This is a genomic window from Idiomarina aquatica, assembly GCF_003987185.1.
GTDB classification, from domain to species: Bacteria; Pseudomonadota; Gammaproteobacteria; order Enterobacterales; family Alteromonadaceae; genus Idiomarina; species Idiomarina aquatica.
Genome location: NZ_PIPS01000003.1, coordinates 129,400 through 147,828 on the forward strand (window position 1 = coordinate 129,400; position 18,429 = coordinate 147,828).

Here is an 18,429-nt window from a genome sequence, read left to right on the forward strand (position 1 = left end):
ATAGAAACCATTAAAACGGCTTCAAAATACGTATTTTTACGTAAGTGGTAACTCGCAAAGAAAAACTTAGCAAATTTTTTAACTATAAGTTGACACATAAATTAAAGCATTTAGTCTTCTATAAACTACAAGAGCTATTTATTTGAAAAGTATGAAAAAAAGTAAATTACCAGTTTACGTGGTAGATGATGATGCAGCCGTGACAAACAGCCTAAAATCGGTGTTGGAATACGCTGGCCACCAGGTTTTTTGCTTTGCGAGTGCCAATGAGTTTTTGCGCTCACAACCGGAACCCTCCGGTGTGCTCATATTGGACTTGAAGCTGCCGGATATTCATGGCTTGGAAGTGCAGCAACGCCTCGTTAAAAAGGGGGTCTACCTGCCAATCATCATTTATTCAGGTACCGCTGATATTCCGGACACGGTTTCCGCACTCAAAGATGGAGCTTACACGGTGCTGCAAAAACCTGTGGCGGCCAGGCAGCTGATCGAGGTGATTACCGAAGCCGCTGAGCACGCTGAAAAGGTACGTCAGGATATCGTTTCCCGTAAAAAAGCGGCTGAACAAGTCGCTAAATTATCCCCTCGGGAGTTGAGTATTGCGTTGTTGACCGCCGAAGGACTCTCGGCAACGCAAATTGCGGAAAAGTTGTTTATTAGTAAACGTACCGCAGAGACTCACAAATCCAATATTTTTAAAAAATTAGACATTGGTTCAACCGCGCTCTTGATCCGAATGTTGATGCTATCGGAACACTTAAACTAAATTACGTATTTACACTGATAGTAAATATAGTGACTTGCCGATACTGTCGCTTCAAATCAATTGTTGAGAAGAGGCCATGCACGCAAGCAACCGAATACTTATTCTGGACGATCAAGAGTGCGTCGGTATCACCATCCGTCAAATGGCGGAAAAGATCGGTTTAATCGCTGAAAGCACCACATGCCCGAATAAATTCCTGCATGACGCCGCCCACGAACCCTTAAGTTGCCTGATTCTTGACCTTATAATGCCAGAAGTTTCTGGTGATCAAATTATTCGCGAACTCGCACGAACCCACTCTCAAACGCCTTTGGTATTGATGAGCGGTGGTGACAGGCGTGTATTGTGGGCGGCAGAACGCTCCGCTAAAGAGCACGGATTGAATGTTTTGGGAGCTTTAGAAAAACCTTTTTTTCTGAAAAACCTCAAGAAAATATTTGACCGTTTACCCAAAAAGTTACGTGTAGACCCTCCTGCTGAAGCTTTTAACGCAGTAGTTCTGGATGCTGAAATTATTGAACAGGGCATTAGAAACAACGAGTTTTTTACGGTTTATCAGCCAAAAGTAGATAGTTCAACGCAAAGCCTGGTCGGTTTTGAAGTTTTGTTACGCTGGTTTAATCCTCATATTGGTGTAATTGCACCGGATGTCTTTATTAGCGCTGCGGAACAATTTGGGCTAATCGATGAATTGACAGAGTATATGTTTGAGGGGGCATTACGCTGGTTCTCACAGCACAGCAAATACAGCGGTAAAAAACATTTAAATATCGCCCTTAATATATCACCGTTATCTCTGGACAACCCCGATCTTTTTGAGCGTTTGACGGAGCGTTGTGATTTTTATTGTGTAAAACCCCAGGCAGTCACGCTTGAACTTACCGAAACCCATGCGATGCGCGACGCAGTAACTTCACTGGATATGCTATTAAGCCTTCGGCTTAAAGGATTTAAACTTTCTATTGATGACTTTGGTACGGGTTACTCGTCGTTGAAGCAATTGGTTCGTTTGCCATTTACAGAGCTAAAAATCGACAAAAGCTTTATTGGAATCGCTACAGCGAGTCGCGAAGCCAGACACGTGATAAAAACCATCATAGATATGGCGCGTGCTTTGCACCTTACTACTGTTGCGGAAGGCGTTGAAAGTAAAGAGGTGCTCAACCTTTTGCAAATTTATGGCTGTGATCAGGTACAAGGGTACTTCATAGAAAAGCCACTCTCTGGCGCTGATATGGATCGTTGGTTGCAGCAACGCCGTAAAAATCAGGAGGTAATTCGTACGCAGCTCATACAAACGCTCAAGTCTAATGGAGACAGCAGATTCCAGGATCTTACATCGGTGACTGCACTCGTCACGCGAATACTTAATGTCGAGTACGCAACGATCTCGTTGCTTGCCGGAAATACAGTAACCTGTACTGCTTCGGTAGGATTCAAGCCTGACCCTCAAGATATCAGCGAAACATTTTGTAAGTACGTGGTGAGTCGTGAAGACGCTGTTATTATTAACAGTCATGATGACAGCGCTAATGGCTATCAGTTGCCACAGAGCTGGGGCAAGGATTATCATTTTTATGGAGGGTATCCCCTTTACAGTAAAACGGGACTATTACTAGGAAGTTTGTGTGCACTTCACAATAAGCCGATATCAATTGATGAGGCCGGTATTTCGGCGCTTAAGCAGGCTGCTAAATTAATAGAACTTCTTATCGCGGAATCTGTAAAAGGAGCCGCTGGTAAGGCATTGCTAAAGTCGCAATTCGAACGAGTAGACCGGGTTTTGGATATCATTAAACCTTTAGGTTATCAGGCAACTTTATTGGTTATAAAGCCACACTGGCAAGAACCTCCACACAGTCTTCGTTGGCAACTTGAAAAGCTTGAACTCGTTTTGCGAAAAAGTTGTCGTCGTTCCGATATAGTTATTCGCTTATCCGAGCGTGAGTATGCTGTTTTGCTTGTGCACAACGCTGGTGATGGGATTGAAGACATCATTATGGAGCGGGTTGGGAAAAAGTTAAATCAATTGCAAAAAACGTTCGACAGTTGGTGTTTTCTCGGCGTTGATTTTGCGACCACGAAGGAGTCTGCGGATTACTCAGCGCAAAGCCTAATGGCACAACTCTCGCCCTATTAAGGCTTATTTGTTGCGTAAAACGTTGTTAATACGACTGAGCATATCTTGAGTCGCGTACGGCTTTTTTAGAAAGCGGCTCGGCTCAACGTGATCAAATTCATTATAGCCGCTGGTTAATATAACTTTTAAATTTGGCTTTAAGGTTAACGCTTGCTCCGCCAGTTCGATGCCGTTCATACCCCCTGGCATCATTATGTCGCTAAACAGTAAATCGATGTTGGGGTTATTTTTTAAGGTTGTCAGTGCTTTTGCGCCTGAACTGGCAGTAAGCACTTTATAGCCGTAGCGCTTTAGTGTTTTACTCGAAGTTTCCAGCAAGAACTCTTCATCTTCTGCAATGAGAATCGTAAAGCCTGAGTTGGCCGATTCCAATGCCGGTTTCAATGATCCGACTTGGCTGTCAGAATCACTGGTTTTGGCTTTATAAGCGAGGAGCGGCAATTGTATTGTAACGCTTGTGCCTACAAACTCTTCACTTTCAATGGTCAGATCCCCTCCAGATTGCTGCACAAATCCATAGACCATACTCAAGCCTAAACCGGTGCCCTTCCCGCGCTCTTTAGTGGTATAAAACGGCTCGACAACTTTGTTTAATAGTTGCTCAGGGATACCTTTTCCGGTATCGGTGACCCTAATAAACGCTAATTGTTCGGCTTGGCTGACGGTCACCGCAATGGTCAGAGTACCCCCAGTCGGCATCGCATCGCGGGCATTGATGCACAGATTTAATAATGCCGTTTGCAATTGTGCAGGATCGACAGATACCGTTATATCATCTGAACTTGGCAGATCGAGGACCAGTTTAATATGGCTGTCGATAGAACGTGCAAGTAAATCTCTGGTCTCGTTGATTAACTCGCTGATATCCACTTGTTGCGGACGCAATTGTTGCTTGCTGGCAAAAGCGAGTAATTGCTGATTTAATGAAGCGCCGCGTTCTGCTGCTTTGATGATCATTTTACTAAAATGAAGAGTTTCTTCATCGTTCACGTGCTTCCAACTCAATAGCTCTGCATTGTTTAGTATGACCGTCAGAAGGTTGTTAAAGTCGTGCGAAACACCACCGGTAAGCTGCCCTATAGCCTCTAGTTTTTGTGAATGAAACGTCTCGTTATCACGCTCTTTACGTTCGGTAATGTCAGCAGCAATGGTTGCTAGCTTTGATGGCTTTTGCTGATCGGTTTCTTCAAAAATAGGGAAGGTACGGTCACTGATCCAACGCACCTCGCCATCGCTGCGAATGATGCGATACTCTAGGGTTAACGGCTCTCGATTTAGGTTATTGAGCGATTCTATGACCTTTTTTTTATCATCGGGGTGTATGCTGTCTCGCCATAAATATTTGTTTTTGTATATTTCTTGTCTCGGTATTCCATAAATTTTGCTAAATGCAGGAGACAAATAAAGCACGCGATCTTCGAGCAGATCCTCAAGCCAAAACACCTCGTCGATTTTTTCCGCAAGCTCTAAAAACTTTTTCTCACTTTGCCTTAATTCATAGTCGAGACGCAGGCGTTTGTACTCGGATTTTAATAACGAAGCGACTAAGGGCACTAACATGGCGATGGCGATAAGCATTGCAAAAGAAAACCACAGCCGTTGATTCATCCGTTCTTGTTCGAGTTCCTCTCTCAAGGTTTTCTCAATACTTCGGATGTTGGAATTTAACAGGTAGCTGGCCTGACGAAGCTTAACGTCATTGGGGTCGCCTGGAAAACTGTAATTCTGCAACTCTTGCCGAAAAACGCTGGTCGATTGGCTGAGCGTTTCGCTGGCAGTTTGAGAGTCAATTTTACGATTGACCTCTCGAAACTCGTCGAGTGCTTGCTCAATCAATGCTAAGCCTGTGTTGTAGTGCCAAGGACTGGAAGCATCATCCTTTGATAAACTGACGTGCATGACTCCGGTGTGAAAATCTTCAACGGCCATGCCTATTTTTGAGATTAAGAATACTCGACTGTCAACCTCACGCTCTTTCCAGAGTAGTAGGCCTGATATTATCGAAATAATAATGAGGCCTGCGGCAATAATAAAAGAAACTTGACGGTTTAGCTTGCGTTTCTGTTGCTGATTACGAAGCGGCACGGTTGCGACACTCTGTGGTAGACGGCTCAAAAGGAGGTCTGGTAAACCCAAATTTGGTCAAGTATTTTTGGTATTGGTTGGACTTCATAAATCGCTGTTGCGCTTGTTGTGCTTGCTCAAGCTTACTCTCTAAACGGTGAGAGAACAACAAAGCAGGTGCTAAGGCCTCATCCTGTAAATCCTGAATTGGAAAAACGTTGACTGAATTTAGTCGTTTTTTTCGGTATTCAAGCGTGGGGCGGGTCAATAACAGGACATCGGCCTTATCGGTTAGTACCATGGATACCCCGGCCTGCACGTCAGGGACCCGCTCGATAGTTTTACCAAGGTGGTGCTTTACGGCAAGTGTTTCTTCAATACTTCCGCTAAGCGTGACCAGTGTCTTCTGACGAAGAGTGTGAAGCTTTACCGGCCGGGATATTGGCGCGTCTTTCTTGGTTAAAATAGCAGCGTGAGTCAATGCTAAAGGGGACAAAAAGCAGCCAAAGGGTTTTCTTTGTTCTGTGATAACCAAACCTGCGGCGATAACATCTACTCGATTTGATAATAACGCCGGCAATAATTGTTCAAAAGTCATCATGACCCATTCAACTTTTTCGTAACCGAGCGCGCTTGCCATGTCGCGCAATGCCGCTGGAAACAGACCTTGAACACCGCCGCTTTTATCGTAATAAGCATAAGGAGGTTCATTGGTATAGCCTGCTACCAAGGTTTTTGAATGATGCCTGGCTTGCGACTTCACAGGGCTAAGCGACTGCATGGCAAGTAGAGTGAGGGCGGCAACCGCTGTAAAAAACAGAATAAAAAAGTAACTTCTTTGCTTCATGGGCGTCCTTTCCCAAACCGTAAATAATGAGTCATAGCAATAGTTGAAACTTTGATTGATCTATATCACTTGATTGTAGAAGAGTATTTATGCTTTGAACATCAGTAAGTTTACTTAAATGAAATGGTTTCTGGTCGTTGTGTGTATTCGCTATTTGCCGTGAGTTGTTATAGCCTAAAAACCAAATTCCTTTCTGCTACTTTACCATGAAATATTCTTTAACTTCACTACTGACGGCAGGCTTTGCCACCACCCTCTCGGCCACGGCATTCGCTTCGGAGGAAACGCAAACCACCTTAAACGCTTACGCGGCAGGCTATAAGGCTAACTTCACCTGCAGTGCGGTTTTTAATGCTGGCAAATCAACGGCGCAAATAGAAGAAGATGAACTCACCGGTATTTACCCGTTGATTGCGGATGCCGTTCATCAACTTGACGCCTCAATTAATACCCAGCAGCGCTGGGTGCGGGTGGCTTATGATGACGGTAAGCGGGAACGCTACTCGGTTTGGCGGCCACGGCTCGGGTGTGTGGATTTACCCGTTGGTGCGGGCGCTGACAGTATCAAAAAAGTCCATCGCCCCTTTACCAAAGATACTTCTGCGCAGCCGGATAGCGGTGCGCCATGGCAGCATCATAACGGTGTCAACCAGGCAACCGGCAATCCGCGTTTAGATGCAGTGATTAAGCAAGCTTTTAGCAAACATTACGGAGACGGTGCGCGTACGTCTGCGGTGTTAATTGCAACACCGGATAAGATTCTGGCGGAGCATTACAAACAAGGATTCACGCCGGAAACCGCCCAACGTACCTGGTCGGTTGCGAAAAGTATCGGTGCCAGCGTGATCGGGGCAGCGGTGCAACAAGGCATTGTCACAACCAAACAGAAAGCGGGTCTCGAGAATTGGTCACATCCACTTGATCCGCGTCAGCATATTACTCTGGAAAATCTGTTACATATGTCTTCCGGACTGGACAGCAATAAGGCAGGCAACCGCACCGATCGGGTCTACATGGGCGGGGGGCTGGTGAGCGATACGGCAACCGAAACCGCGCTGGAAGTTGAACCGGGTTCCCGTTGGAAGTATGCCAATAACGACACCATGCTGGCGCTGAGAGTCCTGCGCGAGGCCATGGCAAGCGAAGAGGATTACGTCAAATTTCCCTACACATCGCTGCTCGATAAGATCGGTATGCGTCATACGTTTTTGGAAACCGACTGGCAAAACGACTTTATCCTGTCGTCGCAGGTATGGACTACGTCGCGAGATTTAGCGCGGTTGGGCGTATTGCATTTACAACAAGGTGAATGGCAGGGCGAACAGATTCTTCCGGGCAATTGGTTGGATTATATCAGCGAACCAGCGCCGGCACAGCCGCCTGAAAATGCGCCGGGGTATGGAGCGCAGTGGTGGCTGTACAATGAACGTTTTCCAGAACTGCCCGACGATACCATTGCTGCGCGCGGGAATCGCGGCCAGTTTTTGCTGGTCATTCCAAGCGAAAATCTGGTTATCGTCCGTCGCGGTTATGACTTAGCAGGTCAGCAAGGGTTCAGTGAACACGACTTTGCGCGCGATGTGCTACGTGCGTTAAAGCGCGATTAAGAAATTTTTATTACGGTCGATAATAAGCTCTATATAACAATAAAAAAGTGGCTGGGTTATGCAAATAAAAGGCTCTTTGCAGCGTAAGCTGATTATTTCTATTTCTGGTGTGTTGGTGGTGCTACTGGCCGCTTTTGGTATTTTTGTCACGCAAACCATTGCCGAACTGACGCGCGACAAAACAGAAGCCCAGGTGGCGGAACTGATAGAGCTTAAGGCTGCCGAAATAAAGAGCTTTTTTGCTGAACGCGCACGTATTCCGTTATCGGTACTGACTGACCCGCGGGTAACAGACTGGCTTGCCAGTTATGATCAGCGTGGTAAAGATCTATCCACCGATGATACGTACCAGTCCATTACGCGGACCTTTCAGAATCTGGCCAGTAATGACGCCACCATCAAGTCGGTGTTTATGGGCTCAGCCAACACCTATGAATACCTTTATGAACAAGGACGCGTTGGTGTGGACACTTCAGGGCCAGATGCTGGCGATCCGTCCATGGGTTATTTCACCAATCAGCGTCCCTGGTGGCATCAGGCGATAGAGAAGGACCGTTTGTACCTAACCTCACCGCAAGTGGATGCAACGGATGGTACGATTTCTTCGGTACTGCAAATGCCAATCAAAAACGCGAGCGGTGAATTACTAGGTGTTGGTGGTGTTGATATTCTGATCACTACCATTGCGGATTTGGTTGATGGCATTAAGTATCAGGGCGACGGCAAAGCTTTTCTGGTCAATGAAGAAAACCAGTTGGTGTACTTCCCAACCGAGGATGTTGAACTCGATTTAAACACGCCGATTGGCAAGCTCGATGGTATTTATGAACGCGCTCTGGATGTGCCGACCGCGGGTTTTGCCGCATTAGCCGAGGCGATGACACAAGAACCCCGGGGGAGCGGTATTGAAGTGACCTGGAAAGGCCGCAATTATCGTGTTTTCTATGTGCCTATTGCATTGCAACAGCCTTATATTGACTGGCAGCTCGGGTTGTTGGTGCCCAGCTCAATGATTGAGTCCCCAATTAGTCAGGCTCGCTGGTCATCCTTTGCAATCTTAATGCTGATTATCGTGGTGCTGACGTTGGTGACGTATTACGTTTCGATGAAGGTGTTCAAACCGGTCAAACAAATTGCTGCGGCGATGGAAGATGTCGCTCAGGGCGACGGTGATTTAACGCGTCGGCTGAATATTGATTCAGACGACGAAGTGGGCAGTATGGCGCGTGCGTTTAATCGGTTCTCAGATCGCATTCAGCAACTGATTGCGCACGCTAACCAATCCTCTGAGCAGGTCTCCGAGGCTGCTGATAGAGTGTCAAAAACGGTGAATGAATTTAACCGGGAAATGCAAAATGAGCAGCAGCAACTGGAGCGTATCGTAGCTGCGGTTCAGCGCATGAATGCCGCCAGCGATACCATCAATGACTATGCTGGCGATGCCACTCAGGCGGTGGAAGAAGCGGCGGATTCGGTGGCCGTTGTGGCGAATAACTCTCACAAAACCCAGCAAGTGATCAGTAACGTTTCGAAATCCATCTCAAGTGCAACCGAGGCGGTACAGAGCTTAAATGACGATGTCGGTAACATCAGTACCGTGCTTGATGTCATCACCGGGATTGCCGAGCAAACCAATTTGCTGGCGTTAAACGCGGCGATAGAGGCTGCCCGTGCCGGTGAGCAGGGGCGAGGGTTTGCGGTGGTCGCCGATGAGGTGCGAACACTGGCCACGCGCACACAGGAATCAACGGACCATATTCAGGCGACGGTCGAGAAGTTGCAGCGCGGTGCCAATAAGGTGAAACAGGCGATGGAGCATACCGACGCGATGAGCGACGACGGAGAGCAGCAGGTAGAGCGTGTGCTGTCAGCCATTACGCAAATCGAGCAGGCGATGCGTAAGGTCACCGATATGAACCGCAGTATTTCTGATGCAACGGGTGAACAAAGCACGCTTGCGGCCGAAGTTAACACTGAGCTGGAGAGTGTTCATAGTTTGACCGAACAAATGGTGGAACACTCCAGCGCAATGCAAGCCGATTTTCACCGGCTGCGTGATATTTCTGCGGAACTGAAAGGCACGGTCGGGCGTTTTAAGATCCAGTGATACGACGTGCTCTTGCCTGGTGCAGTTTTTTGTAGCTGTCCAGCAGTTTCAAATGACGGTCGATCCCTTCCAGGTTCATGCTGGTTGGGGTCAGGCCATAGAACCGGGTGCTTCCGTGAACGGAACCAATGACCGCTTCAATCACGTCTTCACCGTACATACGGCCAAGGTTATAACGGAAGTCGTCCAGCTCCAGTTCGTCATCGAGGGTAATCTCGAGCACCGCTTCTACCGCTCGGTAAAACAGCACTCGCTCAACGGTGTTGTCGTTATACTGCAGGAACATCTCGACGTATTCCTGCGCGTCTTCGTGACGTTGCAGCGCCAGGTAAATCAGTAGTTTTAGCTCAAGAATGGTGAGCTGGCCCCAGACACTGTTCTCATCAAACTCGATACCAATCAGCGTGATGATGTCCATATAGTTGTCCAACTGACTGTTTTCCAGCCGTTCGACCAGATCGCCCAGTTGTTCATCGGACAAACGGTGTAAATTAAGAATGTCCTCGCGGTACTGAAGCGCCACGTTCGTATTGTCCCAGACCAAGTCTTCCACCGGATACACTTCGGAATAGTCGGGCACGAGAATACGGCAGACCGGCGCGCCTAAATCGTCGTGTACCATGATGTAGGATTCTTTACCCAGTTCGGCAAGAATGCCAAACAGTATTTCTGCTTCTTCTTCATTACTGGAGGCGGTAAAGTCCCATGCGACGAACTCAACATCGGATTTCGCGCTAAAGAAGCGCCATGAAACCACCCCCGATGAATCAATAAAGTGTTCGACGAAGTTGTTGGGCTCGGTGACCGCCATCGAGTTGAACGTTGGCGGTGGCAAATCGTTCAGCCCTTCAAAACTGCGGCCCTGCAGCAGCTCGGTCAGGCTACGCTCGAGTGCCACTTCGAAGCTGGGGTGAGCACCGAAGGAGGCAAACACGCCGCCGGTGCGGGGGTTCATGAGAGTGACACACATGACCGGAAACTGACCGCCTAATGACGCGTCTTTTACCAGTACCGGGTAGCCTTGTTGTTCGAGGCCTTGGATACCCGCCAGGATATCAGGGTACTGAGCAAGGACTTCCTGAGGCACATCCGGCAGTGCAATTTCCTGTTCAATAATGTGTTTTTTAACAGCCCGCTCGAAAATTTCCGACAAGCACTGCACCTGAGCTTCGGCCATCGTGTTACCGGCACTCATGCCATTACTCAGATACAGGTTCTCGATCAGGTTGGATGGGAAGTAAACGGTTTCGCCATCGGAGTGACGTATAAAAGGCAAGGCAACGATACCGCGATCGCTGCGACCGGAATTGGTGTCAATCAGATGGGAACCGCGTAATTCGCCTTCCGGATCGTAGAAAGCACGGGTGTAGTCGTCCAACAAGCCTTCGGGAAGTTGATCGTCAGGGCCTGGCTTAAACCACTTTTCATTGGGGTAGTGGACAAACTCGGCGTTCGCAATTTCTTCACCAAAGAACTGGTCGTTGTAAAAGAAATTACAGCTTAAGCGCTCGATAAATTCTCCGAGTGCAGAGCACAGCGCGCTTTCTTTGCTGGCGCCTTTACCGTTAGTGAAACACATATGTGAGGCCGCATCACGAACGTGCAAGGACCAGACATTCGGAACGATATTGCGCCAAGAAGAAACTTCGATTTTCATGCCCAGATCCGCCAAAATGCGGGTCATGTTTTTGATGGTATCTTCCAATGGCAGATCTTTACCTTCAATGAAGGTTTTGCGATCGCCATCGGGATCGATGGTCAGCAGCGCCTGTGCGTTTTGGGTAATACTTTCAACGGCTTCAACATCAAACTCGAGGTCGTTTTCGATCACACGCTTTACTGCGCAGCGCTCAGCCGCACGAATAATTCCGGTACGATCTTTGTCAGAAAGATCGGCCGGTAACTCCACCTGAATTTTGAACAGCTGTTTATAGCGATCTTCCGGATCCACCACGTTGTTCTGCGAAATGCGGATATTCTCGGTGGGAATATCCCGTGAGTCGCAGTACAAACGAATGAAGTGCGCTGCGCACATCACCGATGAGGCAAGGAAATAATCGAAAGGCCCCGGCGCTGAACCGTCGCCTTTATAGCGGATCGGTTGATCAGAGATAACGGTAAAGTCGTCAAATTTCGCCTCAAGGCGCATGTTTTCAAGAAAACGAACGTTGATTTCCATAGGGAGCAGGCTTTCGCTTGTAGTAGTGAACGGATAGTAAGCATGAAAGTGCGGGATTATCCCACACTTTCAGTTATTGATCATTATCGGCGTAGCCGCTGCCAATGGCACTGAAGGGTAATTTCAGGCCTAGCTCGGGAATTTGCAGGGCGATCCATGCCGGAAAGGTATTGCTGTTGGGGCCGGGTATGACCTCATATTCATTGGCCCATGGGTAACGTTCCGCGGCTTGCTCGATTTGCGGGATTAGCTGAGCGGCTTTGGCGCCACTGAGCGACAACAGCTTATCGGGTTTGGCGCCGTACCAGAAGCGATCGGGGGTGGCTGTTTTATAAACGCGCAGGGCGGGGCGGCCGTGTTCAACACCCCAGCCAACCACTTCGTAGACCGTGTATTCAGCAGCATCCTGTGGCTTTACGGCCAGCCAGGTATGCACTGCAAACCAGCCGCGCCAACCAAACGCATCGGCCGCATAAGCTTCGATAACCGCCTCACGTTGCACAGCAGGGTCCGGTGCAATCCCCGCCGGTTCACGCGACGTGTTGCGCCAGTCGCCGGAAGAGCAAGCAACGAGAAAACCGGCGACAATAACAATAAAGGACTGCCTCAACACGTTACACCACGCCCTGCTGTAACATCGCATCTGCGACTTTGCGGAAGCCGGCGATGTTCGCGCCCAGCGCTAAATTCGAAGGATGATCGAACTCTTCGGCGGCGCGCTTACAGTCGCGATAAATACTGCGCATGATGCGTTGCAATTTGTCGTCGACTTCTTCAAAGCTCCATTTCTGCATACTCGCGTTTTGTGCCATTTCCAGTTGACTGGTGGCAACACCTCCGGCATTTGCAGCCTTACCGGGTGCATAGGCGGTATTGCTCTCGATGAATAAGTCGACAGCATTCTGCGTGCAGGGCATATTGGCACCCTCAACAATGTAGCGGCAGCCGTTCTCGAGCAGCGCCTGTGCATCTTTCTCGGTCAGTTCGTTTTGCGTTGCGCAAGGGAAGGCGATATCGGCCTCGTAGCGCCATACCTGATGCCCGTCCTCGGGGTAGTCCTCACGAGCGGTATAGTGTGCATTACTGTGTGTTTCTAAATACGCTTCAAGACGATCGTGGTTTTCTTCTTTAATGCGTTTGACGAGGTCCAGATCAATACCGGCTTCGTGGTAAATCGTACCGCTGGAATCCGAACAGGAAACCGGTTTGGCACCAAGCTCGTAGAGTTTTTCCATCGCATAAATCGCAACGTTACCAGAGCCCGAAACCAGGCAGCGTTTGTCATTCATGGATTCATTGTTGTCGCCCAACAAGCATTGTGCGAAATAAACAGCGCCGTAACCGGTGGCTTCTTTGCGCACATGGGAGCCTCCCCACAACGCGCTCTTGCCGGTGAGTACGCCGTCGAAGCGATTGACCAGACGTTTGTACTGGCCAAATAAATAGCCGATTTCACGGGTGCCGACACCAATATCACCGGCAGGGACATCGGTGTTGGGGCCAATATGACGGTGCAGCTCGTTCATAAAGGATTGGCAGAAACGCATGATTTCGCCATCAGACTTTCCTTTTGGATCAAAGTTGGCACCGCCTTTACCACCGCCAATGGGTAAGCCGGTCAGGGCATTTTTAAAAATCTGTTCAAAACCAAGAAACTTAATGATGCCGGCATTAACACTGGGGTGAAAACGCAAGCCACCTTTATAAGGCCCCAGCGCCGAATTGAATTCAATTCGATAGCCCTTATTCACCTGCACTTGGCCGTTATCATCAACCCAAGGTACGCGGAACATAATCTGCCGCTCAGGCTCAACTAAGCGCTCGATGATGCCTTGTTCACGGTACTTGGGACGTTCGGAGATAACCGGTTCGATGGATTCCAGGACTTCCTCCACCGCTTGATAAAATTCTGATTGGGCGGGACTGGTTTGTTTGAGTTTTTCAATCGTTTCTTTAATAAAGCTCATAATGGTCCCTATTTGTGATGCTTGTGGTTGATTGCTTAATTACTACTGTATCCACTCAACTCTGGATTATTTCAATAAAGAAAGATAGGATTTATCACTTCCTGAAACAAAAAAACAACAAGTTAATATAAATATGAATTTAAAAAAACCGGTATTAGGGATTCTCAGTGTGGGCGTTGCCGCAGTCTTAGTTGCGCCTCATTTTATTGGTCAGCAGGCGGAGCAAGATATCAACGCATTGGTCGCAGCGGTGAACAATAACCCGGTGCACCAGCTTGAACTGAAATCTTACCAACGTGGCTGGTTTAGTTCGAAGGCCATATTTGAACATTCGATGCAAATGGCTGACTTTGATCAAAGCGGCGGCACTAAAATGACAGAGGTTCGCAGTGGTGAAGTGGTGCTGGACTTACAACACGGTCCTGTGTTGACGGACTATGATGCGGGTTTAGGACTGCTGTCCTGGCAGTTGCAGGCGGCCGATGAACGATTAAGGGCAAATTTGACCTGGAATGACGGCGAACCACTTTACCAGATGATTGGCTCGATGAATCTGGTCGGCAGCGGACAGTATCACGATCGGATTGCGGGGCTGGTATACCGCGACGCAGCTAGTGATATGACGATTGAACTTAACGACTACCGTGGTAACGGGGAGTTTGGTGCCGAGCAATTCGCTTACCAAGGGACGAATAAACGATTCCGCGTGGATATTGCCGGTGAAAGTGTGCAAATAGATGATCTGACGTTCGCCACTGAAGCAAAGGGTACGCTCGCGGAAGCGTTAACTTCGCAACTGCTGGAATCTGAAGTGGTGCTGAACATTGCAAAGGCATCGACGCCGGCCTTTTCGATGAGGGATGTTCAGCTTGATGCGAAGAGTGAGTTGTCGGACAACGGCGAAACCCTGGATATCAGTTTTGTCACCAATATTAATAACATCACCTCAGCAACCGGCGACTGGAACAACTTAGCGCTAGCGATGGAAATGCGGCGTGTTGATGTCGCCTTTATGCAGGCTTACCAAGAAACGGTTAATGATGCATACAGTGCTGATGTTGAAGAGATGCAAGAGCAATTGCAGGCGTTAATGAAAGAACATTTAGAGCCTGTCGTTGCAGCGGATCCTGAATTTATCATCAGTGAGCTGAGTGGGCAGGCACCGGATGGTCAATTTGACGGCGAGTTATCGGTAAAACTGGCGGAAAATGCGGCAGCAGAAATGGTGAATGCCAGCGGTGATTATTGGTTAAAACAGCTGTTGGCAGAAGGCTATATGCAGATGGATAAAGCCTTGTTACGCAATGCGTTTATCATGCAGTTAGAAACGGCATTGGCGGCTCAAATGCCTAATCAAGATATGCAGTCAGAGCAAATTCAGTCGATGCTGAATCAGCAAGCTGAACAGGTCATTGGTGTCTATTTGCAACAAGGTTTTATTGAAGAGCAAGAGCAGCAGTACCGGAGTGCCATCGAATTACAGAATGGTGTGCTGTTACTGAACGGTAATTCGATTCCTCTTATCTAATCTAGCTGTTAAGGATTGGGGTCCTCAGAGACCCCATTACCTCTATATCCACCTCATTTTCTACTCCCGCCTTGGTTAAATCTGTATTTTCATAAATTGTTCATTGTGCAACCAGTTTAATTGCGACAAAATGACACAGTGACTTTGCTAGAACGCAAACGAATAAGCATATAACATCACATGAGTTTCCAACCTTTGGAGTGGCCGATGATGTTTAACAACTTTTTACGAATCTCCGGTATAGCCTTACTGTTAACCGGTTCTTCTCTGGCTTTAGCCGGCGATGAACCCTATCAACAAGCGGTGCAGCAATTGCAGCAGCGGCTTGGCAAGGTACTCATGCATACCATTAAGACCGAAGGCCATGTGGCTGCGATTAGGGTCTGTAACGAGCAAGCCCCTCAAATTGCCCAAGCGGTCGGTAGCGATCTTAACTTGGAAGTAGGGCGTACCGCATTAAGGGTGCGTAATCCGAAAAATGCTCCAACAGCACGTCAACGTGACGTCTTGCAACAGTTTGTAGAACAGTGGCAACACACAAAAAATGTTGTGCCAACGGCAACCTATACCAACGATCAAGGCCAGCAAGTTTGGATGCAGGCGATTGTCATGCAACCGCAGTGTGCCGCCTGCCACGGTAGCAATATTGAACCGGCTCTGAAGCAAGCCATTGTTGAGCGCTATCCGGAAGATGCCGCAACGAACTTTGAGGTTGGACAAATTCGGGGCGCATTTGTTGTAAAGTCTTCACAATAACCATGTAATTTATATGGATATAAAGTAGACTGATATTAGTATCTGATGAGGAGTTCTAATTATGGAACTTGATCCGCTGTTACTTTCGCGAATTCAGTTCGCGTTCGTTGTTTCCTTCCATGCTATCTTTCCGGTCTTCACTATCGGGCTGGCATCCTACATTGCCTTGATTTACGGACTTGCCTTTAAAACCAATGATCCCAAGTGGGAGCGCCTTGGTGGATTCTGGACTCAGGTATTTGCGGTTGTGTTTGGTATGGGGGTGGTTTCCGGTATTGTCATGTCGTTTCAGTTCGGCACCAACTGGAGTAACTTTTCGCTGGCAACCGCAAACTTTCTGGGGCCGGTATTGAGTTATGAGGTGGTGACGGCGTTCTTCCTTGAAGCGGCTTTCCTTGGGGTGCTGTTATTTGGCAGAGGCAAGGTACCTAACGGAGTGCATTTCTTTGCCGCGTTGATGGTGTCGATAGGAACCTTCATTTCTTCATTCTGGATCCTTTCAGCCAACAGTTGGATGCAAACGCCGGCAGGGGTTGAGGTGCGTGATGGGATATACCATGTGGTCGATTGGTCAACAGCGATTTTCAATGACTCGTTCTGGTATCGTTTTGCCCACATGGGGCTAGCCTCGTTTCTTACCGGCGGCTTTGTGGTTGCTGGTGTCAGCGCCTGGTTCCTGATTCAGAAGCGTGACACAGAGCTGCACCGTAAAGCATTATCCATGACCTTATGGTTACTGTTGTTATTAACGCCATTACAAGTATTCATTGGTGACCTGCATGGTTTGAACACGTTAAAACATCAACCGACAAAGGTTGCAGCAATGGAAGGCAATTGGGACACCCAGAAGGGGGCGCCGTTGCTGCTGTTTGCGATTCCGGATCAAGAGCAGCAAACCAACCATTTTGAAGTGGGTATCCCTAAGCTCGCGAGCTTCATTCTCACCCACGACTGGGACGGTGAGATTCCCGGCGTCAAGGAGCAACCTCCCGAGCTACAGCCGAATGTTCCCATTGTATTCTGGTCGTTCCGCGTCATGGTCGCGATGGGGTTACTCATGGTGCTGGTCGCTGTGATTGGGTTGTTCTTGCGTCGTAACCGCGCATACATGCACAGCCGCTGGTATTTGCAAACGCTGCGACTGATGACGTTGAGTCCTTTTATTGCCGTCTTGGCGGGGTGGTTTGTTACTGAGGTTGGACGAGCGCCTTATTTGGTCTACGGACAAATGACTCAGGCTGAGGGACTGACTCCGTCGCTAACCGGCGGTATGGCGTTGTTTACTCTCATTGGCTACTTTTTGGTTTATGCCTGCGTGTTTGCTGCGGGTGCCTATTACCTCACGCGGGTCATCCGTACAGGTACTGAGGGCGCGGAACAGCATGATGACGATAAACATCGTGCCAAACGTCCGCTGTCTGCCGCAGAAGCCAGTTTTGATTAAAGGTGATTGCAATGAGTGAACCGATTTTTGATTTAACCTATATTTGGGCCGCTATCATCGCCTTTGGCGTGATCATGTACGTGCTGATGGACGGTTTTGACCTGGGGCAGGGTATCTTGTTCATGTTTGCACCGAGCGATCACGATCGGGACATTATGATGAACTCGATTGCGCCGGTCTGGGACGGCAACGAGACCTGGCTGGTACTCGGCGGAGCCGGGTTATTGGCTGCGTTTCCGCTGGTTTATTCGATATTTCTGCCGGCGCTATACATTGGTGTTTTTCTGTTACTCGCCGGACTGATATTCCGCGGTGTGGCGTTTGAGTTCCGCTTTAAAGCACATTCTTCCCGTTACCTATGGAACTGGTCATTTGCCATAGGTTCAACGGTAGCTGCCTTTGCGCAGGGTGCGGTAGTGGGTGCTTACATTCAAGGCTTCGAAACGGAAAATATGCGCTATGTTGGTGGTGCTCTGGATTGGTTAACACCATTCACGGTGCTGACCGGGATCGGTCTGGTGGCCGGCTATGCCTTATTGGGAGCGACCTGGCTGATAATGAAATCAGAAGGCTCAACGCAGCAGTGGGCGTATAAGCTGGTGAAACCGTTATTGGCTGTGGTGTTGTTGATTTTCGTCGTCATCAGTATTTGGACGCCTTTTGTTGATGAATTTGTCGCTAACCGCTGGTTTGACGGTGTTTCACCCATCTGGCTGCTGCCGATCCTCGGTTTAGCCAGTGCGTTCTGGATTTACCGCTCCGTCAGTCAACGCCGTGAGGGCACGCCGTTTGTGGCAACGATGGCGTTGTTTGTGTTCACTTACTTAGGCTTGTTGGCCAGCAAGTGGCCTTATGTGGTGCCGCCAAGTTATACACTGGCCGATGCCGCATCGGCTCATGAGTCCCAGTTGTTCCTGCTGATTGGCTTACTGTTCGTGATACCTATCGTGCTGGTTTACACGGCATGGACCTATTGGGTGTTCCGCGGCAAAGTGAAGGCCGATCAAGGTTATCATTAAGGATA

The 18,429-nt window shown here is 48.5% G+C and carries 13 protein-coding genes; 8 read left to right on the plus strand and 5 right to left on the minus strand.

The window, feature by feature from the left end:
- Positions 1-151: 151 nt before the first annotated feature.
- Both CWE23_RS10085 and CWE23_RS10090 read left to right on the plus strand, forming a co-directional pair.
- A complete protein-coding gene (locus CWE23_RS10085) occupies positions 152-766 on the plus strand; it encodes a response regulator transcription factor (RefSeq protein WP_126820178.1) in 615 nt (204 codons plus the stop codon).
- Between the two features lie 76 nt (positions 767-842).
- Positions 843-2,906 (plus strand): EAL domain-containing response regulator, encoded by a 2,064-nt coding sequence (locus tag CWE23_RS10090; protein ID WP_126820179.1) that lies wholly within the window; start codon positions 843-845, stop codon positions 2,904-2,906.
- Positions 2,907-2,909: 3 nt separating this feature from the next.
- Here CWE23_RS10090 and CWE23_RS10095 read toward each other — a convergent pair whose 3' ends face one another.
- A complete protein-coding gene (locus CWE23_RS10095) occupies positions 2,910-4,991 on the minus strand; it encodes a PAS domain-containing hybrid sensor histidine kinase/response regulator (RefSeq protein ID WP_126820180.1) in 2,082 nt (693 codons plus the stop codon).
- On the minus strand, positions 4,978-5,817 hold the full coding sequence (locus CWE23_RS10100) for a substrate-binding periplasmic protein (RefSeq protein ID WP_126820181.1): 840 nt from the start codon (positions 5,815-5,817) through the stop codon (positions 4,978-4,980). Before CWE23_RS10100 ends, CWE23_RS10095 begins: the two co-directional genes overlap by 14 nt.
- Before the next feature lie 206 nt (positions 5,818-6,023).
- Here CWE23_RS10100 and CWE23_RS10105 point away from each other — a divergent pair, with 206 nt between their 5' ends.
- Positions 6,024-7,424 (plus strand): serine hydrolase domain-containing protein, encoded by a 1,401-nt coding sequence (locus tag CWE23_RS10105; RefSeq protein ID WP_126820182.1) that lies wholly within the window; start codon positions 6,024-6,026, stop codon positions 7,422-7,424.
- Positions 7,425-7,482: 58 nt separating this feature from the next.
- Positions 7,483-9,531 (plus strand): methyl-accepting chemotaxis protein, encoded by a 2,049-nt coding sequence (locus CWE23_RS10110; RefSeq protein ID WP_126820183.1) that lies wholly within the window; start codon positions 7,483-7,485, stop codon positions 9,529-9,531.
- Here the strand turns inward: CWE23_RS10110 and CWE23_RS10115 are convergent.
- From CWE23_RS10115 to gdhA, 3 genes are all read right to left on the minus strand, one after another.
- Positions 9,518-11,710, minus strand: a complete 2,193-nt coding sequence (locus tag CWE23_RS10115) for an OsmC domain/YcaO domain-containing protein (protein ID WP_126820184.1) — start codon at positions 11,708-11,710, stop codon at positions 9,518-9,520. The genes CWE23_RS10110 and CWE23_RS10115 overlap by 14 nt on opposite strands.
- 73 nt (positions 11,711-11,783) lie before the next feature.
- A complete protein-coding gene (locus CWE23_RS10120; protein WP_410054417.1) occupies positions 11,784-12,320 on the minus strand; it encodes a DUF3750 domain-containing protein in 537 nt (178 codons plus the stop codon).
- Between the two features lie 4 nt (positions 12,321-12,324).
- Complete coding sequence (gene gdhA / locus CWE23_RS10125; RefSeq protein WP_126820186.1) at positions 12,325-13,677, minus strand: NADP-specific glutamate dehydrogenase; 1,353 nt, start codon at positions 13,675-13,677, stop codon at positions 12,325-12,327.
- A gap of 133 nt (positions 13,678-13,810) precedes the next feature.
- On the opposite strand from gdhA, the gene CWE23_RS10130 reads away from it, so the two are divergent.
- The 4 genes from CWE23_RS10130 (at position 13,811) to cydB (ending at position 18,424) form a co-directional block, all read left to right on the plus strand.
- Positions 13,811-15,205 carry a DUF945 family protein gene (locus CWE23_RS10130; protein ID WP_126820187.1) on the plus strand — a complete coding sequence of 465 codons (1,395 nt, stop codon included), beginning with the start codon at positions 13,811-13,813 and terminating at the stop codon, positions 15,203-15,205.
- A 207-nt stretch (positions 15,206-15,412) separates the two neighbouring features.
- Entirely contained in the window at positions 15,413-15,961 is a 549-nt protein-coding gene (locus tag CWE23_RS10135; protein WP_157982928.1) for a Tll0287-like domain-containing protein, read from the plus strand.
- A gap of 61 nt (positions 15,962-16,022) precedes the next feature.
- Complete coding sequence (locus CWE23_RS10140; RefSeq protein WP_126820189.1) at positions 16,023-17,405, plus strand: cytochrome ubiquinol oxidase subunit I; 1,383 nt, start codon at positions 16,023-16,025, stop codon at positions 17,403-17,405.
- A gap of 11 nt (positions 17,406-17,416) precedes the next feature.
- Positions 17,417-18,424, plus strand: coding sequence for a cytochrome d ubiquinol oxidase subunit II (gene cydB, locus CWE23_RS10145; RefSeq protein WP_105307242.1), 1,008 nt, complete (start codon positions 17,417-17,419; stop codon positions 18,422-18,424).
- The last annotated feature ends 5 nt before the right edge of the window (positions 18,425-18,429 follow it).